This window comes from Bacteroidia bacterium (genome assembly GCA_037045145.1).
Lineage (GTDB): Bacteria > Bacteroidota > Bacteroidia > AKYH767-A > OLB10 > OLB10.
This window is the reverse complement of sequence record JBAOIA010000005.1, coordinates 40,905-62,983: the sequence shown is the minus strand read 5'-3', so window position 1 is coordinate 62,983 and position 22,079 is coordinate 40,905. Positions and strand designations below refer to the sequence as shown.

Here is a 22,079-nt window from a genome sequence, read left to right as displayed (position 1 = left end):
ATGGCGAAGGCCAAATATTATTTTAATACACATTCTCTAAAATACGAAAAGGTAGTTGTTTCCTTTAAAAAGCGTTTTTTACGTGTTTTGGGATGGCTGGCAACAACTATGGTGTTTAGCGCAATTATTATTGCATTAGCCTATCAGTTTCTGGATTCACCTAAAGAAAAGCAACTAAAGCGTGAAATTGCAGTAATGGACCTTCAATATGAGATTTTGCAGCAGCGGATGGATTTAATGTCAAAAGTGCTTAAAGACCTTGAATATAACGATGACAATATATACAGAGTTATTTTTGAAGCAGACCCAATACCCGAAAGTGTAAGAGAAGCTGGTTATGGAGGCGTTGATAAATATCGTTCATTAAAGGGTTATGACAATTCAGCACTGATGATTGAAACAACAACTCAATTGGATAAGTTGATGAGGCAAATGTATGTTCAGACAAAATCATTTGATGAAGTTTTTGAACTTGCAAAAAATAAAAAAGAACTTTTGGCATCAATACCTGGCATTCAACCTGTCAGCAACAAAGAATTATCACGTATAGCTTCAGGTTTTGGTTATAGAATCCATCCCATATATAAGACCAGTATTTTGCACACAGGAATAGATTTTAGCGCACCGGTAGGAACAGAAATTTATGCCACAGGCAATGGGGTTGTCAAAAAGGTTGAGAAAGAGGGTAGAGGCTACGGCAATAATGTTACCATCAACCATGGATTCGGTTATGAAACCTTGTACGCCCACATGAGCAGAATTGTAGTGAAACCAGGTCAGAAAGTAATAAGGGGACAGATAATAGGTTATGTAGGTAATACCGGAAGCAGTACCGGGCCACACTGCCATTACGAAGTAATTAAAAATGGGGCAAAAATTAATCCCATTAATTTCTTCTTCAACGACCTGACGGCAACACAATATGAACAGGTGTTGGAAATTTCTTCAAAATACAATCAATCATTCGATTAGATTTGTGAATTATAGAAAAATCATCTGAAATGCAGCATGACGACCTACATATTGAAAAACTTTATTACAGCATTGGTGAAGTGGCTGAAATGTTTAAAGTAAACACATCATTGTTGCGCTACTGGGAGAAAGAATTTACATTGCTTCATCCAAAAAAGAATTTAAAAGGTGAGCGGCATTATACCAAAAAAGACATAGAGTCATTCCGGGTGATTTATCATTTGGTAAAAGAAAAAGGATTTACACTAAATGGAGCCAAGCAATATCTGAAAGCGAATGGTAAAGCAATACCTGTAACAGAAGAGAATGGAAATACTGAGGTAATAGAAGAAAATAGCCACGTGAAATTTGCTTTGAATAGGTTAAAAGCTTTTTTACTCGAAATGAAAGGAAACCTTTGAAATCACTTTGTTTAAACCCTTTTGATGTAAGTTTCACTTTCTCATTAACATTTCTTTTAGTATTACTATTTATTTTATAAGCTTTTATTGAAACCCAAGAAATTTAAATCCATTTGTAGATTTTTCCCGTTGCACTATATCTGTAAGTGGTTTATCACAATATCTCTGATAGGTATTTTTTCTAATGCATTTTGTCAGGACTCTGTTATCACACAGCGAAAAATTGCATTTTTTGAGCCTTCACCTGTTTACAATAAACAGCGGGTACAGATAGCGGGATATACAACACTTGGCTTGTATGCCGGAACAATGACAGGATTGTATCAGTTGTGGTATAGTGGGTATGAAATGAACCATTTTCATTTTTTTAACGATAATGGTGAATGGTTACTGATGGATAAAACAGGTCATACTTTTAGTTCATACATTGCCGGCAAGCAAGGTTATAATGTTTGTCGCTGGGCAGGTATGGATAATAAAAAGGCGACACTTATAGGCGGAAATCTGGGTTGGATTTTTTTAGCCTCGGTTGAAGCCTTAGATGGATTTTCTTCTGCTTGGGGATTTTCCTGGGGAGATATTGCCGCTAACACGCTTGGGTCATCGGTTTTTATTGGACAGCAATTACTTTGGCAGGAGCAGAGAATGGAGTTTAAATTTTCTTTTCATCAATCAAAGTATGCACACTATCGTCCGGATCTTTTAGGTGAAAATTATATACAGCAACTCTTTAAAGACTATAACGGACAAACACTATGGTTGTCAGCTAATATTAACTCTTTTATAAAGAAACCCAATGTAGTACCTGCTTGGCTGAATATTGCTGTAGGTATTGGTGCTGAAGGTATGACAGGCGCATTTGATAATGCCTCAGAATATAAAAATAATCCTATTCCTTATTATAAGCGTTACAGACAAGTATATATTGCTCCTGATATTGACCTCACTAAAATAAAAACAAAGTCAAAGGCATTGAAATTGTTTTTTGAAGTTACCCGATTTATAAAATTTCCATTGCCTGCGCTTGAAATTAATTCAAAAGGAAAATGGCTTTTTCATCCAATATATTTCTAAGGATTCTTCTCAATAATTTTAATACTGATGGTTGGTGCTTTTGCTGTTTTCTCAGTACCGTCTTCAATCAAATCAACACCTTTTAGAATTACCGTGTCTCCTCCTTTTAAATCATCTATTGCCTTGCGTCCTAGAATGGGGATCATTCTATCATCACCAACACCGAAACTCTTATTTTCGAACGGCTTCATCTTTAAAATTGTAAATTCGTAAAACTTCAGTTTATATGTTTTAGTGTCTTGACAATTTACAATAAAAGGCGGGTTTTCTACCCATTTAATAAGATCTTCTTTTGTAAGTTCATTGGTAAGAAGACTATCTGTTTTAATTAAACATTTTCCGGGACCAGTAATTTTTTGCTCTTGTTTAACCTGGCCTTTCTGGCCAGATACAGCCAGTGAAGTAACAAGAAATAAACTTATTGCAGATGTAAAAATAAAAGTTGATTTTGTCATTGTGTATTTGTTATATTTGATAAATAGCTTGAGTAAATTGTTTTGAATGAAATACGAATGTAAAAGAAATCATTTTAGATAAGTACTAAATACATTATGTTTTGTTGATGTATGGTAGAGAATTATGCAAAATGTTTAGTTATTCTTACAACTGTCCAAAGGCGAATAACTGGTTGAAATATGTATTAAAGATGAAAAACCTATTTTATCAGTCTATACCATTTAAGTAAATTTCGAAGACTAACTTATTTAAAAAACAGCCTCAAGGTATGTTAAAAAAGTAGTCTTTTACTTGAAAAAGTAAAGATAATATATTGACATGCAATATTATATGAAGTTGTCTAAAAATAAAGTTAGCATTGCCACTAAACGCATAGTATATTTGCAACGCCTTTAAAAAAATAATGCAATTTTAAACCATGATTATCGTTTTTTGTTCTTACATTGCATACATAGAAACACACATAAAAATTAGATAAATTAGATGAGACAGCTAAAAATTACTAAATCCATTACAAACCGTGAAAGCGCATCGTTTGAAAAGTATTTACAGGAAATTGGTAAAGAGGAGTTAATTACAGCTCAGATGGAGGTAGAACTTGCCCGAAAAATCAGAGCAGGAGACCAGCGAGCATTAGAGAAATTAGTAAGAGCTAACCTTAGATTTGTGGTGTCGGTAGCTAAGCAGTATCAGTCACAAGGTTTGAGTTTACCCGATTTGATTAATGAAGGTAATCTTGGTTTGATAAAAGCGGCAAAACGTTTTGATGAAACAAGAGGTTTTAAGTTTATTTCTTATGCAGTTTGGTGGATTCGTCAATCTATCATGCAGGCATTGGCAGAACAAGCACGTATTGTTAGATTACCACTTAATCAGATAGGTGCTGCCAACAAGGTTAAAAAAGCATTTTCAAATCTTGAGCAAAAATTTGAACGCGAACCAACAGCAGAAGAATTAGCCAGTGAATTAGAAATTGATACAGACAGAATTGCCTATACAATGAAAATGCCAGGTCGTCACGTATCAATGGATGCTCCCTTTGTACCGGGAGAAGATAATACATTACTTGATGTGTTGACCAATCCTGATGCACCTTATGCTGACAGCACACTCATGGCAGAGTCGTTACACACTGAAATCAACCGTTCATTAGAAACACTGCCAGAGCGTGAAAAAGATGTAATAAAGCTTTTTTACGGAATTGGTGTTGAGCATGGTTTGTCATTGGAAGAAATAGGTGAAAAATTTGATTTGACACGGGAACGCGTACGTCAGCTTAAAGAAAAAGCTATTAAGACGCTTCGCCAAAATTCAAAAAGCAAACTACTTAAAGCTTACTTAGGGCAATAGTAGAAACTGTTTCTGTTTAAAGCTTAAACGTGCTCATCCGGTTCAACATGGATGAGCACGTCTGCTATTAGAGGGTTATGCATTATTAAAGCATCTTTTAAATGATGCGCTATCTGATGCCCTTTCTTAACTGTGATGTGTGAGTCAACAGTAATGTGCAGGTCTATTAAGAAATTAATACCCGATTTTCGAACCAGACATTTCTCTGTATCTATTACTCCGTCAACATTTACCGCAACTTTTCTGATTTCTGCAATAACATCATCATAAAGATGTTCGTCCATAATTTCACCTAAGGCAGGTCTGAAAATAAGATAGCTGTTGTAGAAGATAAATCCTGATGCCACCAAAGCAGCCCAGTCATCGGCCGCTTCAAAGCCTTTTCCAAAGTAAATGGCAATAGCAATTCCAATAAAAGCAGCAAGAGAAGTAATGGCATCACTACGATGGTGCCATGCATCAGCCTTCAATGCTGTACTGTTGATATTCTTATTTCTATTGGAAACAATACGATAAAATAATTCTTTACTCACAATGATTACTGCAAGTACAGCAAGTGTATAAGTCTCCGGTATCTCATGTGGAGTCATGATATTTTTAATGGCTTCAATTGCTATTACTGTAGCTGCAGAAACTAAAATACCGACAACAACAAATGTCACCAACGGCTCTACGCGGCCATGACCATAAGGGTGGTTCTTGTCAGCCGGACGGCTGGCATATTTCAATCCAAGTAATACAAGGGTAGAAGAGAAAATATCTGTAGTGGATTCAATAGCATCGGCAATCAAAGCATAAGAGTTACCAAAGTAGCCAACCAACCACTTTATTGCGGCTAATAAAGTATTGCCCAATATGCTTATCCAGGTAATTTGAATTGCTTTTTGATGCGACATTTTTCATGTCAAAATTAATGTATTCATCTCACTTGCTCAGATAAAATCAGTTTAATATAAAAAATATTCTCATAAATATATGTCCCAATTTTTATGTTTGATAGAAAGGAATAATAAAATTTTTACTTTTGACATATACTAAATAACCTGTAGACGTATTTATATATGAAACCTGAATTCAAATTAGCATCTCTTATATTATGGGCAATTACATTAGTACTATTAGAATCCGGTTGTTCACCTAAATATTATGTTCCACCACAACCCAATATACCAATGTTAGCAAATGGTGGCGAAGGAAAAGTAGGTACTTCATTTTCATTGCCGCAATTTGGGGTAGGTGGATTGTCATTCGATGCACAGTTGAGTTATTCACCGATTAAACATCTGGGCATTACTGCTGACGGTATGTATTTTAGTGGAGGAAATAGCACTAACGATTATTCAGGAAATGGAATCGTAGGAAATGTTGGACTTGGCTATTATGCCATGGCATCTGAAAAATGGGGTGTTGATATTTATACAGGCATTGGGAAAGGTAGTATTAAAATGAATCAAGACAGTTTAAAGTTTTTCAGCTCTGACTTAACAAGATATTACATACAACCGGGAGTATTCTACAAGAATAAAAGATTCAACTTTGGAATGGTTTTCAGAATAAGCTATGTTCAATACGATGATATGATGTTTTACAGACAGGCAGACCCTGATGATATGCTTTATGGGAAAAGTTATTTGTTTTATGAGCCCAGTATTTATTTGTCCGTTGGAGGCAATTTGGTTAAAGCAAAATTTCAAATGACGCCTTCATTCAAAATAGACAATGAAAGGGATTTTAATCGCCAGAAATTAATTTTGAGTTTTGGTGTTGATTTTTTAATTGGTCATCACAAGGAAAAATAACTAAAACAGTTTCTTATTCTCTTTGTGTCGTGTTGCGTCACGATTAGTTTTCTTTAATAAATTATTTTTAAAAGCATCTTCTAAATCAACCCCGGTTTGGTTAGCCAAACAAATCAAAACAAATAATATATCTGCCATTTCATCTGCCATCTGCAAATTGTCTTCATTGTTTTTTGCTGACTGCTCACCGTACTTCCTTGCAATTATTCTTGCTAATTCACCAACTTCTTCTGTCAGTAATGCAAGGTTGGTTAACTCATTGAAATAACGGACACCATGTTTTTTTATCCAATCGTCAACAATTTGTTGTGAATCTCTAATTGTCATTTGCTTGTTTTTTTGAATCAATAATTATTGTAACAGGCCCATCATTGGTTAATGACACTTTCATATCAGCGCCAAATTTACCTGTACAAACTTCAATATCATATTTGTTGAGTTGCTGAATAAAATACTCATACAGAGGAATTGCTTTCTCCGGTCTTGCAGCCTGAATAAATGAAGGTCGGTTACCTTTATTTACGTCACCATAAAGTGTAAATTGTGACACCAGAAGCAATTGCCCATGAATATCTTTGACTGAAAGATTCATTAACCCTTTTTCATCAGCGAAAATGCGCAAGCCAACAATTTTTTTGCATAACCAGTCAACATCCTCCTTTTCATCTATTTCAGAAATTCCCAAAAGCACTAATAGTCCATTCTTAATGGAAGAATAGATGGCTCCTTCAATTTCAACGCTTGCTGCAGTTACCCTTTGAATTACAACTTTCATAGTTCAACGAAATATATCTTCATTGTTTAAAATGCTCAGGTAATTGTGATATCGAGATGGACTAATTTCTCCTTTCTCAAGTGCCGTCAATACAGCACAACCACTTTCATTAACATGAATACAATTGTTGAATTTACAATTGGGTAATAATCGAAAAAACTCAGGGAAATAATGTGTTACATCGTTTTTATTGAAATCGTAGGTGCCGAATTCCCTGATACCGGGTGTGTCAATAATAAATCCACCTTCAGGTAATTGATGCATTTCTGCAAAAGTAGTACTATGTTTTCCTGTTAGATGCTGTTCAGATATTGGTGTTACTTTCAAATTTAAACCGGGAATCAACACATTAATAAGAGACGATTTTCCAACCCCTGAGTGTCCGGTGAATAAATTGATTTTATCTTTTAGTTGCAGCTTCAACGCAATTAATGAATCCGGTAGCTGATTTGATACTATATAAACAGAATATCCAATTCCTGAATACAGATTTTTTAATTCATCAACATAATTTAATATGTCTTTATCATAAATATCTGCTTTAGTAAAAATGATAGAAGCCTTAATAGAATAGGCTTCGGCAGTAGCAAGAAATCTGTCTATAAATCCTGTTGATGTTCTTGGTAAAATAGGTGTTGCGACCAAATATGCATGATCAATATTGGCAGCTAAAATATGTACCTGCTTACTTAATTTTTTTGATTTTCTGATAATGTAATTATTTCTTTCGAGAAGTTCTGTAATCAGCGCATCACCACCTTCAAAATAATACTTCACATAATCACCAACGGCTACAGGATTGGTGCTGTTAATGTCTTTTATCCTGAAGCTGCCTTTTACCCTGCAAAAAATTCTTTCGTTTCCCGTTTGAACCGTTATAATATTGCCTGTTGTTTTTACGACTACACCTTCAAAAGTTTGCATAACATTAAAGCCATTTAATCAAATCACTCAGACAATGTGTTTCAAATGTCACTTCACAGTTATGCCTGATTCGTTCTGGATTAAGATAAGCACAATCCATGCCCGCAGCAATTGCACCGGCAATATCGGTTTCTATGTTATCACCAATCATCAAGCAGTCTTTAATGGGTGTCTTAAGTATTTCTACAGTCTTTAAAAAAATTCTGGGGTCGGGTTTATGATAACCAATCTCTTCTGAAATTATTATCTTACTAAAAAAATGATCTATTGATGATGCTTTTAACTTTGTGTGTTGTGCCTCTGAAAAACCATTTGTAATAATAGCTAACTGATATTTGCCATGTACATGATTTAATAAATCTTTAGCAAATGGGATTAACTCTTTCTTACTGGGTGTGTTTTGGACAAAGAAATCAGATAGCTTTTCAACTAACTCCGGATTTTCAATTCCGAAATATTTTAATGTGAGTTCAAATCGTCCTGCACGCAAATACGATTTTTTAATTCGTCCAAGAGAATATTCTGTCCACATTCTATTGTTAATGTCCACATATTTCTGAATAAAAGCATGCTCACTATTTATGCCATTCTGCTCTAAATTATATTGATGATACATTTCAGACAGCGATTGTGCTGCATTGGCATTGGTATCCCATAAAGTATGATCAAGGTCAAAAATGAGATGTGTATAGCGCTTTAACTTTTTCATGGTTCAAGAACTTTCTGTTGTAGCGCTTTTATGGAATAGGCATGATATAGTTCAAACGAAGACACCATTGCTATTGACCAGGCTGAAATTGAAATGAGCATGTATAAAAAAACTTTCTTTTTGTTGGGTACTAATCGTGATGCAATGATTGTACCAATAGGGATTGAAATTACTACAGGTGTTAGTAATGCGATTCCAAACAAACCGTATTTCTTCCAAATGGTTATTAGTCTTCTATTGCGCTTAGTAAAAATTTTGTTTTTAGGTTTTTCTTTAGAATCAACATACGTGTAGCTGACAACAACTTTACCATCACTATCTACTGTGGGTTCAGAGAAAGGCTGTTTCCGTGAAACGGTCCTTTTAATTCGATTTTGTATCCAGTGCCAAACATTTGCAACCTGATCACTAAAAAAACTAAAAACAAAAACACCTAGCATGCCACCGATAATAGGATAGACTATTGCTTCGAAAATTGTGAAGTCATATTTTTCATCATAATAAGCAAATGCAGGACCGACTACAAATTTTACACTGCTGATTAATATGACCATCAGAATTTTTACAAACTCACCCATGTTTTATTATTCTGATTAATCAACGAAAGATAGTAAAAATAACTGACTGAATTACTTTTTCTCACCAAAAGCTAAATCTCCGGCATCACCCAAGCCGGGGACAATATATGACTGTGCAGTGAGTTCCTCGTCAACAGCAGCAACCCAAATGGTTAAGTCATCAGGTAAATTTGCTTTAACATATTCTATACCTTGTCTGCTTGCAATGGCAGCTACAACATGTGTATGCGCAGGTTGTCCGGATTCAAGCATTGCTTTATAAGTTTCAACTAATGACTGACCTGTGGCAAGCATAGGGTCACTTAAAATCAATGTTCTTCCAGCAATTGGTGGAGATGATAGATATTGAAGGTGTATATCAAAACTACCATCTTTATGATGACGTCTGTAAGCCGAAATAAATGCATTATCTGCCTGATCAAAATAATTCAATAAGCCCTGATGTAGTGGTAGCCCGGCTCTTAAAATAGTGCCTAATACAGGTTGACTTTGCAGAAGTGGAACAGTGGCAATACCCAGAGGGGTGGTTACATCTGTGTTTTCATAATTCATGGTTTTGCTTATTTCGTAAGCGGCAATTTCACCAATGCGTTCAAGATTTCTTCTAAAACGCATCCTGTCATTCTGTATTTCTACATCACGTAATTCTGCGACAAAATGATGTAGTAAGGAGTTGCCTGTGCTTAGAATATTTACCATAGTTATCGTTTAAAAAGTCTTACAGGAAATGGAAGTGTGTTTTTTTTCAGGTGTAAATATACATGTTCAATCGAACCAAAACTACTATAATAACGCGCCAAACCTAAATCATTAGAGCCTTCAAAATCCAGAATAATTTTTTTGTTTGAATTTTCCTGAATTACAGAGTCAATTAGAAAGGACATGGCACCTGAAGATTTTCCGATTACAGTGTTGCCGGAAAAGAGAAAAATAATTCTGTACTCTGTTTGAATGAATATTCCCCCACAAATAGTTTGGGAACCGTCAGAAACACCTCGTATATAACTTATTCCTTTTTGCTTCAAAGCAGAGTACAATCTTCTTAGTAATTCAAAACTTTCATTTTTCATTCGTTCAACTTTCAAACCTCTGTCATTTTTAAATAAACTTATTACTTCGGAAATGTCAGGTTGATTTATTTTTAATTCATTTTTTTTTGCCTTGTTAATGTTTCGCTTTTGATTGTCAGAGTAAAATTTTCTGATTTCTTCGTAAGATAAAGATAAATCCATTTCGAAGTTTAATCTTTTAGATGCAACAAATTTGTTGCCGGCTGCCGGGTTGAAGGAATTTAAATTAATCTCAATCAGTTTAAATTTTGATGGAATTGCATTTAAAAAATCATTCGAGACAGCAAAACTTACAGGTAGTGAAGAAAATATTCCTAATTGTTGTGTAAACAGTGGCTGATAGAGATAATTGAATCCCATTTTATTTCTCCATGTTAAGGGAAACACAAATTTATAATCATCACTCACTAATGCATGCCAGTTTGGACTAACCACATCAAGGTACCATGAAAAAGCATAGGGTAATCTATTTATAGCCTGGTTGATACAGAGATCCCATTTTGCTTTGTCAATCTCATTATGTTCAAGGTACTTTATTTCCATTTCAGGCAGATGCTATTTTAAGTAATTCTTCATAAATACTTCTATAACCTTTCCAGATATGATTCTCGCTGAGTGATTCATTATGCCATAAACTGATAAAAGTACCATTTACTGCTTTAACTTCTTCAAGCAGTGGTTTTATCAAATCTATTACCTGTTCAGGATTTACTTTTAGGTAATATCTGAAAGTTGCATCCATTACAGCAAACGGATGTATGACAAGTGGTGTTTGTACTTCCTGATCCAGATCATAAAAATAAAAAGAAGAACAAATGCCTGCTCTGAAACCGATATTTCCTGCATAGCCCATTGTGAAATCTTCTTTAATGTCAACACTAATTAATTGTCTGTAAGTATCAGGCAATCTTATTTTGAGAAAATGTTGCCTGCTTTTAGTTACTTCTCTTTTTAGAATTTTAGTCAGCAGCTGAACTTCTTTTTGCAGACGGCCTTGTTTGATATTTGAACCATAACTTGGATGGATTCCTGTATCGGCATAGTCAGCTAAGGATTGAATGAGTGATTGAAAATTTCTGTTATCAACAGAAACATTTTTATCGTTTTCTCCATATTCGCCTAGTAAAAAAAAGTAAATTACATTGATCTTATATCGTCTATGCAAATCATGCATTAAGTCATAAGTGTCATAAGGGTCATGCATCAAACGCATCAACACCTTGGTACGTTCTACAATTTGAGGTAAATCGAAATTAATTAAAGACCTGCCGTAAGCGCCTAAAGTACGCATCAGGCCCTTTTCTAAGTAAGCATATGCATTATCAATGTCAATAGTTGATATATACTTGTACTTTGAGTTTGCCGACTTAAGATTAGGATATCTTTCTAAAATTATAGATTTGAATTTCTGTGCCCAAATATTCACTACAGGTTTCTGAAGAAATCCTCTGGTGTATGCAATACTTTCCGTTTCATTATATCGGTCATGCGAATCCCTTAAATGTGGAAGATATTCTTCGTAACGACTCACTAAATAGAATGATGCAGAAAATAAATCGAATGGCACACTGTATTTTGGATGTGTTGCATAAAATGCTTTTATGCCATCCCATTCAGTAAACCCGAATTGCTGGTCTTCAATACCTTTCTCAAACAACAACCTTTCTGAATAAATGAATATTTCATTTTCAATCTGATGTTCTGAATAATTGAATTTGGGGCCGGCATAACTTTTAAACTCTTCTACATTTTGAGTTGTTTCGTAACTAATACCCATTAGTTTGCCAATAAATAAATCGAAGATATATTTTAGGCGTGGTGAATTTTTATGTATATAGACTAATAACATTAGTTATCGAAAAAATCAGGGTCAGGTACTGAAATATTTAAAAACCGGAAGAGATAATATGCCCCCAATCATAACCACTTTTGCCATTATGCTGGCTGCTTTGAAATGCTTTTTTTCTACAGAGAAAAATAATTTCACTGCTAAAATGAGAATTGGTATTTGTACAAATAGCATAGTATAACCAAAGACCGGAAGACTTTCCCACCAGGCTTGTTTAATCTGAAGAAATAAAATCAATCCAAATATCAAGAGTAATAAACCAATGGCTATAAATTTTGCATTATCCTTGCCGGCAACAATTGGGAGTGTGTTGCATCCAAATTCTCTATCGCCTTCAATATCTTCAATATCTTTAATTATTTCTCTGACTAATGAAATAAGAAATGCAAAAAAAGCATAAGCTGCCGTAATTGCAATTATTAATCTAAGATTATACATCTTATTATTAATAACAGGAAGTTTAATATCACGAAATGCATATTGCAATTCATAGTCTGCAAATGCAGGAAGGAAAACCGCTACAGCTGTTAAAAAAGCAACAACAAAATTTCCAACCAATGGAAGTCTTTTGTATGATGCAGAATAAAAATAAAGTAGTGCTGCAGTGAGTAAATAGGTGAGTGCAAATTGCCTTAATTTCAAGGCGTAAGTAAGGTAAAGCCCAATAGCAATACCTATGATAGAGAAAACAAAATAAAATGTTTTCATTGTCCATCCGGAGAAGTCGTGCACTTTGCCGATTCCGTTTGCAGCATCAATGTCTTTGTCAAAAAAATCATTTATAGTATAGCCTCCTGCTGCAATAAGTACTGTACTTAGGACTATCAACAAAAACTGCCATGTATGCAATGAAGGCGTAAACTCCGATGTTTTTAGCAAAGGCACAACAATCATATAATAAATCAGACATTGAGCCAATGCCAGAATTATTAAATTCGGAAATCTTATAAGCCTTAAAAATCCCATTATTCCCAATCGTTGTTTAGAGTTAAAACTTGTTCAATAACATCACGTGCACAACCTTCACCTCCTTTTATAGGTGAAATATAATGGCAAATATCGCGAATTTGTGGTGCAGCATCATAAGGGCAACTGGCTATGGCACAATTTTTCATTGCTTCTGCATCAGGCATGTCATCACCCATATAGAGCAGTTGTGCTGATGTAAGATGATGTTCCTGCATTACAGAAAACAACTGTTGCAGTTTATTTCCAATGCCAACATAAATATCACTTATACCTAAATTTTTAAGACGGATAACAACGCCCTCATCTTTGCCACCTGAAATGATTACAACACGATAACCTTTTTTTACTGCCAATTGAAGTGCATATCCATCTTTAATATTCATGGCACGTAAAAGTTTTCCATCGTTGGTGACATGCAGCATACCGTTAGTAAGCACACCATCTACATCAAAGACAAAGCATTTTATTTCTTTTAATTTTTCTTTAAAATTCACGCTGTTCATTTTTTGTGAAATTTATAAATTGATTCTGTCATTTGCTTGTATAATTCCGCAAGTTGTTTGTTGTCTTTTAATAAACTTAAATGCTGTTGAATAGTTTTATTATCATTTCTGACAGCAGGCCCGGTTTGAAAAGCAGCAGGATTACCCTCTAATCGCTTTGCAGTATGTGTAATTAAAGGCTTCAGAAGATTGAATTCTATTCTGTTTTTGTTCAAAAAAGAAAATGCCTGTGCATACAAATGATTAGTGAAATTATTTACCAGCACAGCAGCAAGATGCAATTTTGCTCTTTTTTGAGAGTTCATTACTACAAAACGACAATTTACTGAAGTTATTAATTGTTTTAACGAAGTTAATACCTTGTTGCTGGTTGCTTCCAAACAAAAGGTTAGTTCGTCCGATAAAACACTTGCAGAGGTTATAGATTGCAAAGGATAAACAACTCCGGCATTTTTAAATTTCTTTTTCAGTACTTGTATATCAACAGTACCGGATGTATGAACGACTATGCTCTGCGAATCTGGTAAATGAGTAACAACTTCGGCAATGCTGTCATCGTTAGTTGTAATGAAATAAATGTCTGAATGGTTGTTGATTTTTTGAATGTCAGAAACAAACTTGCTGCCTGTAACTTTTGAAAGTGCAGAACCGGTTTTTTTATTACTGCTGTAAATCTCTTTAATCTTATGTCCTGAAGTTTTAAATAAAATGGCCAACAACCAGGCAACATTCCCTGATCCAATAAAGGTCAGTGTGAATTTGTTATCCTTTGTTTGTGTATCGGACATATTCTTTAAATCGTTTTACTGAAACTATCCAAGTCCCTGTAAGCATTAAGATACAACCAATCCACAATAAATTTATATGAGGAAAAATGATTGCTTTCATAATTATAAAGTCTTTCTTATTCGCCTTCTTTTCAGCTATTTCAAGTTTAATCTTTCCACTTTCAGGGCTGATGCTCGTAAACCTGAATTTTAAACCAAGTTCATCAAGAAAATAATTTTTTGAAACAGCCATTCGGTCTTTGATTAGAAACTGTGGCGTAACCAAATGTTTCTTTTTATTTACATCAGTTACTTCCAGCATTGCTGTAACACCAAAACTGTCAAAGGATTCTACTTCAATTCCTGTATTGTCTTTTGCTAATTTTTGCAAAACAATAAGGCTGTTTGAAGTTGCCAATGTATCACCTACAGCCATTTCATGTTCAACGGGGGCATCATACTCATCCATAGATACATTTTTGGTGTATTCATCTAAATTAGCATAAGTCACATGTGTATAAATATCCTTATCTGGAAACCACTTAGTAGCAGGCTCTGGTGAATTTCCCATTCTTTCATTAAGCTGAATAATTGGTTTCAGGCTAAATGCTTTTTTCAATTCTCCGGTTTTGTTATTCAGTTTAAAATATTCAACATCGAAATAGATATTATGATCTTTCTTCTCGCGGCCACTATAGGTTACAAAATACTTTCCCATCTGCAAGGTGTCACCTTTAGCAAGCATAATGTTTTCATTGTTAGGAAAATCTTTTCCTAAATCAATATTCAATCTGTTTTTAGAAATAATTCTTGAATTTGCATTGGAAATTAGTGTGCCCAGTAATATAAATGCGAAACCAATGTGAGCAATGGAAGCACCACTGAAAGAAAATTTTCCTTTCAAAACACGAAGAAAATAATCGAAGTTGGCAATGATTGCAAATACAGCAGTAAACAGCAATACCATGTAATGGATGCTGTTAAACTTCAGTAACAAAATTAAAACGACAGAGAGTATTGTTGAAATGATCAGAGAAAACAAGAGCTTTTTAAATACTTCTTTGGGTTTACTTTCTTTATATTTAAAAAATTGTCCAACAGCCATTAGCAATGCAATAATCATAGCTATAGGCATTTGCCAGGAGTTGAAATGTTCTTTTACATCTACCGGGGGAGCAAGGTTTGAACCGAATATTTTATTAATAACAGGGATGCTTGTAGTAAAAGTAATTTGAATTGCTGAAATACATAGCACCAACATGCCAATAAACATCCAGAATTCCCTTGATGTGATGCTGTCATCTGAGTTTTCTTTAGGAATTTTTTTCCAGTTTATTGCAAGCATCACTACAGCAAGAATTACAAAGAACAGCATATAAAAAATAAGTTGACCACTCATTCCAAGGTCAGTAAAAGCATGTACGGAAGTTTCTCCAAGTATTCCACTGCGAGTAAGAAACGTACTATACAAAACCAACAAGAATGAAAGAATACAAAGTATGTAGGTGCTGAGTAAAGCCCGGCCACGTTTGTTAAACACAAGCATAACATGTCCTGCTCCAACCATAACAAGCCAGGGCACCAATGAGGCGTTTTCAACAGGATCCCATGCCCAGAAACCACCAAAACTTAGCGCTTCATATGCCCATGCTGCACCCATAAGAATACCTGCACCTAAAGACATGATTGAAAAAAACGCATACGGCAGTGCGGGTTTAATCCATTCGGTAATGTTTTTACGCATGAGTCCCCCTAAAGCAAATGCAAATGGAACAACAGTAGAAGCAAAACCTAAAAATAAAGTTGGAGGATGGATTACCATCCAGTAATTCTGCAACAAAGGATTAAGTCCACGACCATCAGCAATGCGAGAAAGATAATCGGGCATTTTAATAAACGGAAGGTTGGCAAACTGTTCGTTATCTCGAAGCAGTGTAAAAGGATTTGATCCAAGTTTATAACCGAATACATAAACGCCCAACAGCATTGAACCTAGAAAAACCTGCACCAACATAATTATTCCTACAACCGGACTTTCCCAATGACGGTTTCTTCTGGAAACAAATAATGCAATTAAGCTATGCCATAGCATCCACAATAAAAAACTTCCTTCCTGACCTTCCCAAATACAAGCAAGAATATAGTACATAGGCATGGTCATGTTGGAGTGTTGCCACACATAATAATATTCAAATCGGTGATTGAAAATTAAGTAAAGCAGAAGGAAAAAGATGCCAAAACATGCAATGCTATGCAGGTAAAGAAATTTTCTAGCTAATGGTGTAGCCCATTTTGCTTTTTCTTCATTTCTTACACTTGTCAGATATAAAATTGCAGCATATAAAGCACTGATAAATGCAGTAAAAATGAATCCATTGCCAATGTAGCCCCAGAATAACTGCTCTCCGATATATTTAATCTCCATTCGTCACCGATAATTTTGCTGCGAATATCTGAAAAAATAAGAGTCATAATAGTAAATATCATGTCAAGTTATTATTATGTTTTTAGGAGAGATTTTAAAGGCTGCCTAGAGCGGAAAATTAAGTACTGCTTCAGATTTATTGCAATACACAATAAAAAATGATAGAACTACTAAAGATAAATGTCAAGTAGGCCATCAGGAAGCGTAACAATTAAATTATTTGCCTCGCTATTGAATGTGGTGATGAAATTCTTATTAAGAGGGATTAGAACTTCTTTGCCATTAGCATTAGCATTAACAATGGCTATTTGCTGCTGTGGATATTCTGCAATGTCAACAATGTTGCCTATTGGTCCCGAGATGCTATCTATAACCAAGCAACCTAAAAGTTGAAATTTATATGGAATTTCGTTTTCAAGAAGCAGTTTTTTTTCTATAAAAACTTCCTTCTTCAGCCAGATTTCAGCTTTATTTATATCTGCAACATTTGAAAATTTTATTCGGCAAAATGGGTATGTAAATTGGATTTCTGAAACCGCTTCTTGTTTCAACTGATCACCTTCTTTTATATAGAGAAATGCAGGACTTTTCTTTTTACACGTAAAGTTATCGTAGCATCTTAAAACCAAATGCCCCTTGATACCATGTGTTTTAACAAGTGTTCCAAAAAAAGTAACTTCGTCAAAACCCATTATCAAAGGGCATTATAGCATTATTATTTTAAGCGTTTTCTGCCGGAGTTTCGCCTCCTTCAGTTGTAGGTGCAGCAGCAGCTTCGGCTTCGGCAACATTGGCAGCAGCACGTTTTTCAGCAATAGCCTTAGCAATAACCTCACGCTTTTTGGATTCTTCTTCCAAACGGTTTTTCATATCATCTGCTTTAGATGATTGCACTTTTTGCGAATGCTGAAGAACTTTCAGGTTTTTGTTTTCCATCCAAGCGCTATACTTAGCATCGGCCTGTTCCTGTGTTAAGGCACCTTTTTTTACTCCGCCCATAAGGTGATTCTTATACAATACACCTTTGTAACTTAAAATGGCACGCGTTGTTTCCGTTGGTTGTGCGCCTGTGCCTAACCAATAGAGTGCTCTGTCGAGATTAAGGTCAATGGTTGCCGGGATAGTCCTTGGATTGTAGGTCCCGATTTTTTCAATGAACTTGCCATCTCTGGGAGCACGTGAATCCGCCACCACAACATGGTAAAACGGCTGGCCTTTTTTTCCAAACCGCTGTAATCTGATTTTTGTTGGCATTTTTTAATTTTTTATGATTAATAAATTTATTTATCCCAAAATCCTCCCTGATTTTGGGGCTGCAAATATCTAACTTTTAGATGAATTATCAAATACTTATGGTCTTTTTTTATTTAACACCATATTCGGCTATTTTTCCTTCAAATTGCCGGTACCAATCCTTGATTTTCGCTATATCGCCTTGTGTATCATCAGTAGGAGCGAAGGGTGGAGCTATGACAACCGTTTTAGTGCGGTAATCAAATGCTACCATTACCACTGGTGTTTTTACTGCTATTGCTATTTTATGAAATCCTGTTTTCCATTCCTCAGCATATTTTCGTGTGCCTTCAGGAGTAATACAGATTGAAAACTGCTCATGACGGTTATAAATTTCAGCAACTTTTTCTACTAGTTTTCCCGGTTTAGACCTATCTACCGGATATCCACCTAGTGCATAAAAAATCCAACCCAAAGGGGGTCTAAACAGCTCTTTTTTAGCCAGATACTTGGTGTCAAGTCTAAGAATACTTCTGGTGGCAAGACCAACAAAAAAGTCAATATTGCTGGTATGAGGCGCCACAATCATTACATATTTTTTTAAATCATCGGGTATTTTTCCCTTAATTTTCCATCCAAAAAGTTTAAAGAAAAAACTATAGATAAATCTCGTCATTGGGTAAAGATAAAAAACTGTTTTGTTTTAAGAAGGAATCATATAAATTTGCATAAATTAAAATCAAATAAAATGAAAAGGATTCTTTTATTCATTGCACTTGCTTCATTCAGTCTGACAGCAAACAGTCAGGCCAACAAGACCATGAATTCATGGGCTGAGTTAAATAACTTTCATAAAGTTATGTCTGAAACCTACCAGCCAAGTAAGGATGGTAATTTAAAAGTAATAAAGGCAGAGTATAAACAACTGATGGAACTTGCTGTTGCATTACATCAATCAAAAGCGCCATCAGGAATTGATGCGGCTAAAATGAGTGATGCTACTACAAGATTGGCAGTTGCTTGTAAAGAATTGTTTGGATTGATTGAACTTAATGAGAGTGATGAATCAATCACTAAGAAATTAGGTGAGACCAATACTATTTTTACAGAAATTGCCCGTATGTGTGAGAATAATGATGTTAAAGGTCATGATCATAGTGACCCAAATCACAAACATTAATAAAGTTAACTGTTAAAAGCCTAGCGGAAGCATCTGTATGTTTCCGCTTTTTTTGTGACTACCAATTCCAAAAGCATCAAGTCTGGATTACACCAACATTATAAGGTCTAACTATTGGATTGTGGTTTGCCATTTCAATACCCATGCTTATCATTTTACGAGTCTCAAGTGGGTCAATTATTGCATCAACCCAAAGTCTTGATGCAGCATAATATGGCGAAGTTTGTGTGTTGTATTTGTCAGTAATGGTTTTTAATTGAGCCTTTTCTTCTTCTTCAGAAATTTCTTTTCCTTGTGATTTAAGAGCAGCCACCTGAATTTGCAACAATGTTTTTGCTGCCTGCGAGCCACCCATCACAGCAATTTGCCCTGTTGGCCATGCTGCAATTAATCTAGGATCGTAGGCTTTGCCACACATTGCGTAGTTGCCAGCACCGTAGCTGTTTCCAATGATGACGGTGAATTTAGGTACAACACTGTTGGCCATTGCATTTACCAATTTAGCACCATCTTTTATAATACCACCATGTTCACTGCGACTGCCAACCATAAATCCGGTTACATCCTGAAGAAACACCAGTGGTATTCTCCGTTGATTGCAGTTCATTATAAACCTTGCCGCTTTATCTGCACTGTCGCTATAAATAACTCCACCAAACTGCATTTCACCTTTCTTGCTTTTCACAACCTTTCGCTGATTGGCAACAATGCCTACAGCCCAACCATCAATACGTGCTGTACCACATAAAATACTTTGTCCATATTTTTCCTTGTATTCATCAAACTCGCTGTTATCTACTAGTCGGTTGATGACTTCATGCATGTCATACTGTTTGGAATTTTCTGCAGGTATTATTCCATAAATTTCTTTTGGATTTGCAGTAGGTTCTTTTGACTCTGCTCTATCAAAACCGGCTTTTTCAAAGGTTCCGATTTTAGAAAACAATCGCTTAATATAGTCCAGACATGATGCATCATCATTAAATTTATTGTCTGTTACACCTGAAATTTCGCAATGTGTTGTAGCACCACCTAAAGTTTCGTTATCTATTTCTTCACCAATAGCAGATTTTACCAAATAGCTGCCTGCAAGAAAAACAGAGCCTGTTTTGTCCACTATCAAAGCTTCATCACTCATAATCGGCAAATAGGCTCCTCCTGCAACACAACTGCCCATAATAGCTGCAACTTGTAAAATTCCCATTGATGACATTACAGCATTATTTCTGAATATGCGACCGAAATGCTCTTTATCAGGAAAAATTTCGTCCTGCATAGGAAGAAAAACACCAGCACTATCCACCAAATAAACAATTGGCAATTTATTTTCCATACTTATTTCCTGTGCGCGCAAATTCTTTTTTGCTGTCATTGGAAACCAGGCACCTGCTTTTACTGTTGCATCATTGGCTACAACTATACATTGTTTGCCTGAAATGTAGCCAATCACAACAACAACTCCTGCAGAAGGGCAACCGCCTTGTTCGGCATACATGCCATCTGCGGCAAAGGCACCTACTTCAAACTGCGGTTTATCGGCATCCAACAAATATGCAATTCGTTCACGTGCCAACATTTTATTCTTTTCTTTTTGCTTGGCTGCATTTTTCTTTCCACCACCTTCATAAATTTTATTTAACCGCTCTGTCAAACGTATCAGATGCGATTTATATAAATCTTCATTGACATTAAATTCAAGATTAACTTTCTCAGTCATAATATATAATCAATAGTGGACAAAAATAGATTAAAATAACAAACTTGTGTTTTTAATCAGTAGCAGAGATTATTGCTTAAGGTTTTTATTCTTAGCCGACTTTTTATCACTAGACTGCCAAGGGCAATGACGACATCCGCTTTGACAACAGTAGCCTCTTTTCAGGTGATATTTTTCAGTAAAAACAATATAACCCTCAGGAGTTAAATAAAACTCGTCTTTTTCGAACTTGTCTGTAAATGCCATTACGAATGCAAATTTCTGAATTTTTGCAATTGAATTCAAAAATTATATAAAATGATGTAATTTCATAAGAGTGATTTTGACTGTAAATTGAATTTAGGAGTATAAACCAATATCAGATTTAACTATTTAATTTTGTAGTGATGAATAAAATTGTTGTTGAAGAAATTGATTTAGATATTTTTCAGTTAGGACATAAAAATATGAGATTAAACATACTCCGGCTGGATCTGCCAGATGCAATTTCAGGAGGAAATAAATCTTTTAAGTTAAAGTACAATCTTCAAACTGCAACAGAAAAGGGTAAAAGTACCTTAGTGACATTCGGTGGGGCATACAGCAATCATATAGCAGCAACTGCACGTACTTGCAAATTAAGAAATCTAAAAGCTGTAGGTATTATCAGAGGTGAAATTGTTTTGCCCTTGAATAACACTTTAAATCGTGCTGTTAATGATGGAATGCTTCTGATACCTGTGAGTCGTCAGTGGTACAAACAAATACATGACAGCAAATTCTATAAAAGCGATGTGGTTAAGAATTTACTTCTTGCGAACGATTTAAATCCTGATGACTGTTATATTGTTCCTGAAGGTGGAAATAATACCGAAGGGTATAAAGGTTGTGCAGAAATTCTTAATAATGTAATTACTGAATATGATACAGTAATCTGTGCTGTAGGAACAGGAACTACGCTTGCAGGAATTGCGGCATCAGTACCTGAAAATACAAGTGTACATGGCATTGCCGTAGTTAATGCTGCCGCATCATTGACTGAAAACATACAATTGCATTTAGCTAATACGAACACAAATTCAAATTCAAATTCAAATTATATTATTCACCATCAGTACACCTTTGAAGGATTTGGTAAAAGCAATGCTGCACTAAAAGCATTTTGTGAGTTATTTACGCAGAAGACAAATATTCTGATTGAGCCTGTTTACACAGGTAAATTATTTTATGCAATATTTGATATGATTGCTAAGGCTCAATTTTATCCTGAAACAAAAATTCTTGCCATTCACACCGGTGGTTGCCAGTATCTGATTGACAAATAAAAAAGGCAATCCAAAGACTGCCTT

26 protein-coding genes are annotated in these 22,079 nt (G+C 35.1%); 7 read left to right on the top strand and 19 right to left on the bottom strand.

Features of this window, described 5'->3' with window-relative positions; genetic code table 11:
* The 3 genes from V9G42_00415 (at window position 1) to V9G42_00405 (ending at window position 2,447) form a co-directional block, all read left to right on the top strand.
* Complete coding sequence (locus tag V9G42_00415; protein ID MEI2757872.1) at window positions 1–972, top strand: M23 family metallopeptidase; 972 nt, start codon at window positions 1–3, stop codon at window positions 970–972.
* Window positions 973–1,001: 29 nt separating this feature from the next.
* Window positions 1,002–1,373, top strand: a complete 372-nt coding sequence (locus V9G42_00410; GenBank protein MEI2757871.1) for a MerR family transcriptional regulator — start codon at window positions 1,002–1,004, stop codon at window positions 1,371–1,373.
* A 129-nt stretch (window positions 1,374–1,502) separates the two neighbouring features.
* Window positions 1,503–2,447: a DUF2279 domain-containing protein gene (locus V9G42_00405; GenBank protein ID MEI2757870.1), complete on the top strand. Its 945-nt coding sequence runs from the start codon at window positions 1,503–1,505 to the stop codon at window positions 2,445–2,447.
* Here V9G42_00405 and V9G42_00400 read toward each other — a convergent pair.
* The gene (locus tag V9G42_00400; GenBank protein ID MEI2757869.1) at window positions 2,444–2,902 is read right to left on the bottom strand and encodes a hypothetical protein; all 459 of its coding nucleotides are present in this window, start codon (window positions 2,900–2,902) and stop codon (window positions 2,444–2,446) included. The two genes, V9G42_00405 and V9G42_00400, sit on opposite strands and share 4 nt — an antisense overlap.
* Window positions 2,903–3,386: 484 nt before the next feature.
* On the opposite strand from V9G42_00400, the gene V9G42_00395 reads away from it, so the two are divergent.
* Window positions 3,387–4,253, top strand: coding sequence for an RNA polymerase sigma factor RpoD/SigA (locus V9G42_00395; protein MEI2757868.1), 867 nt, complete (start codon window positions 3,387–3,389; stop codon window positions 4,251–4,253).
* A gap of 23 nt (window positions 4,254–4,276) precedes the next feature.
* Here the strand turns inward: V9G42_00395 and V9G42_00390 are convergent, their stop codons facing one another.
* Window positions 4,277–5,149, bottom strand: a complete 873-nt coding sequence (locus V9G42_00390; GenBank protein MEI2757867.1) for a cation diffusion facilitator family transporter — start codon at window positions 5,147–5,149, stop codon at window positions 4,277–4,279.
* Window positions 5,150–5,314: 165 nt separating this feature from the next.
* Here V9G42_00390 and V9G42_00385 point away from each other — a divergent pair, with 165 nt between their 5' ends.
* Window positions 5,315–6,052, top strand: coding sequence for a hypothetical protein (locus tag V9G42_00385; GenBank protein ID MEI2757866.1), 738 nt, complete (start codon window positions 5,315–5,317; stop codon window positions 6,050–6,052).
* On the opposite strand, the gene V9G42_00380 is transcribed toward V9G42_00385, so the two are convergent.
* The 15 genes from V9G42_00380 to V9G42_00310 form a co-directional block, all read right to left on the bottom strand.
* Window positions 6,053–6,379 carry a nucleotide pyrophosphohydrolase gene (locus tag V9G42_00380; GenBank protein ID MEI2757865.1) on the bottom strand — a complete coding sequence of 109 codons (327 nt, stop codon included), beginning with the start codon at window positions 6,377–6,379 and terminating at the stop codon, window positions 6,053–6,055. It lies immediately after the preceding gene.
* Window positions 6,369–6,827 (bottom strand): D-aminoacyl-tRNA deacylase, encoded by a 459-nt coding sequence (gene dtd, locus V9G42_00375; protein ID MEI2757864.1) that lies wholly within the window; start codon window positions 6,825–6,827, stop codon window positions 6,369–6,371. The genes V9G42_00380 and dtd overlap by 11 nt, the downstream gene beginning before the upstream one ends.
* Before the next feature lie 3 nt (window positions 6,828–6,830).
* Window positions 6,831–7,751, bottom strand: a complete 921-nt coding sequence (rsgA, locus tag V9G42_00370; GenBank protein MEI2757863.1) for a ribosome small subunit-dependent GTPase A — start codon at window positions 7,749–7,751, stop codon at window positions 6,831–6,833.
* A 4-nt stretch (window positions 7,752–7,755) separates the two neighbouring features.
* The gene (locus tag V9G42_00365) at window positions 7,756–8,460 is read right to left on the bottom strand and encodes a YjjG family noncanonical pyrimidine nucleotidase (protein MEI2757862.1); all 705 of its coding nucleotides are present in this window, start codon (window positions 8,458–8,460) and stop codon (window positions 7,756–7,758) included.
* A complete protein-coding gene (locus V9G42_00360; protein ID MEI2757861.1) occupies window positions 8,457–9,038 on the bottom strand; it encodes a hypothetical protein in 582 nt (193 codons plus the stop codon). The genes V9G42_00365 and V9G42_00360 overlap by 4 nt, the downstream gene beginning before the upstream one ends.
* A 51-nt stretch (window positions 9,039–9,089) precedes the next feature.
* Window positions 9,090–9,737 carry a uracil phosphoribosyltransferase gene (gene upp, locus V9G42_00355; protein MEI2757860.1) on the bottom strand — a complete coding sequence of 216 codons (648 nt, stop codon included), beginning with the start codon at window positions 9,735–9,737 and terminating at the stop codon, window positions 9,090–9,092.
* Between the two features lie 2 nt (window positions 9,738–9,739).
* Window positions 9,740–10,651: a hypothetical protein gene (locus V9G42_00350; GenBank protein MEI2757859.1), complete on the bottom strand. Its 912-nt coding sequence runs from the start codon at window positions 10,649–10,651 to the stop codon at window positions 9,740–9,742.
* A 1-nt stretch (window position 10,652) separates the two neighbouring features.
* Entirely contained in the window at window positions 10,653–11,885 is a 1,233-nt protein-coding gene (locus tag V9G42_00345; protein MEI2757858.1) for a polysaccharide deacetylase family protein, read from the bottom strand.
* 93 nt (window positions 11,886–11,978) lie between these two features.
* Window positions 11,979–12,923 (bottom strand): geranylgeranylglycerol-phosphate geranylgeranyltransferase, encoded by a 945-nt coding sequence (locus V9G42_00340; protein ID MEI2757857.1) that lies wholly within the window; start codon window positions 12,921–12,923, stop codon window positions 11,979–11,981.
* A complete protein-coding gene (locus tag V9G42_00335; GenBank protein MEI2757856.1) occupies window positions 12,923–13,429 on the bottom strand; it encodes a 3-deoxy-D-manno-octulosonate 8-phosphate phosphatase in 507 nt (168 codons plus the stop codon). The genes V9G42_00340 and V9G42_00335 overlap by 1 nt, the downstream gene beginning before the upstream one ends.
* Window positions 13,426–14,217 (bottom strand): Rossmann-like and DUF2520 domain-containing protein, encoded by a 792-nt coding sequence (locus tag V9G42_00330; protein MEI2757855.1) that lies wholly within the window; start codon window positions 14,215–14,217, stop codon window positions 13,426–13,428. The genes V9G42_00335 and V9G42_00330 overlap by 4 nt, the downstream gene beginning before the upstream one ends.
* Window positions 14,192–16,621, bottom strand: coding sequence for a cytochrome c biogenesis protein CcsA (gene ccsA / locus V9G42_00325; protein MEI2757854.1), 2,430 nt, complete (start codon window positions 16,619–16,621; stop codon window positions 14,192–14,194). The genes V9G42_00330 and ccsA overlap by 26 nt, the downstream gene beginning before the upstream one ends.
* 170 nt (window positions 16,622–16,791) lie before the next feature.
* The gene (rimM, locus tag V9G42_00320; GenBank protein MEI2757853.1) at window positions 16,792–17,313 is read right to left on the bottom strand and encodes a ribosome maturation factor RimM; all 522 of its coding nucleotides are present in this window, start codon (window positions 17,311–17,313) and stop codon (window positions 16,792–16,794) included.
* A 28-nt stretch (window positions 17,314–17,341) separates the two neighbouring features.
* Window positions 17,342–17,875 (bottom strand): 30S ribosomal protein S16, encoded by a 534-nt coding sequence (locus V9G42_00315; GenBank protein ID MEI2757852.1) that lies wholly within the window; start codon window positions 17,873–17,875, stop codon window positions 17,342–17,344.
* 109 nt (window positions 17,876–17,984) lie between these two features.
* The gene (locus V9G42_00310) at window positions 17,985–18,530 is read right to left on the bottom strand and encodes a lysophospholipid acyltransferase family protein (protein MEI2757851.1); all 546 of its coding nucleotides are present in this window, start codon (window positions 18,528–18,530) and stop codon (window positions 17,985–17,987) included.
* Between the two features lie 72 nt (window positions 18,531–18,602).
* Between V9G42_00310 and V9G42_00305 the strand changes: the two genes are divergently transcribed.
* A complete protein-coding gene (locus tag V9G42_00305; GenBank protein ID MEI2757850.1) occupies window positions 18,603–19,034 on the top strand; it encodes a hypothetical protein in 432 nt (143 codons plus the stop codon).
* A gap of 76 nt (window positions 19,035–19,110) precedes the next feature.
* Here V9G42_00305 and V9G42_00300 read toward each other — a convergent pair whose 3' ends face one another.
* Complete coding sequence (locus tag V9G42_00300; protein MEI2757849.1) at window positions 19,111–20,751, bottom strand: acyl-CoA carboxylase subunit beta; 1,641 nt, start codon at window positions 20,749–20,751, stop codon at window positions 19,111–19,113.
* Between the two features lie 69 nt (window positions 20,752–20,820).
* Window positions 20,821–20,997 carry a DUF5522 domain-containing protein gene (locus V9G42_00295; GenBank protein MEI2757848.1) on the bottom strand — a complete coding sequence of 59 codons (177 nt, stop codon included), beginning with the start codon at window positions 20,995–20,997 and terminating at the stop codon, window positions 20,821–20,823.
* Between the two features lie 140 nt (window positions 20,998–21,137).
* Here V9G42_00295 and V9G42_00290 point away from each other — a divergent pair, with 140 nt between their 5' ends.
* Window positions 21,138–22,055 carry a pyridoxal-phosphate dependent enzyme gene (locus tag V9G42_00290; protein MEI2757847.1) on the top strand — a complete coding sequence of 306 codons (918 nt, stop codon included), beginning with the start codon at window positions 21,138–21,140 and terminating at the stop codon, window positions 22,053–22,055.
* Window positions 22,056–22,079 lie beyond the last annotated feature (24 nt).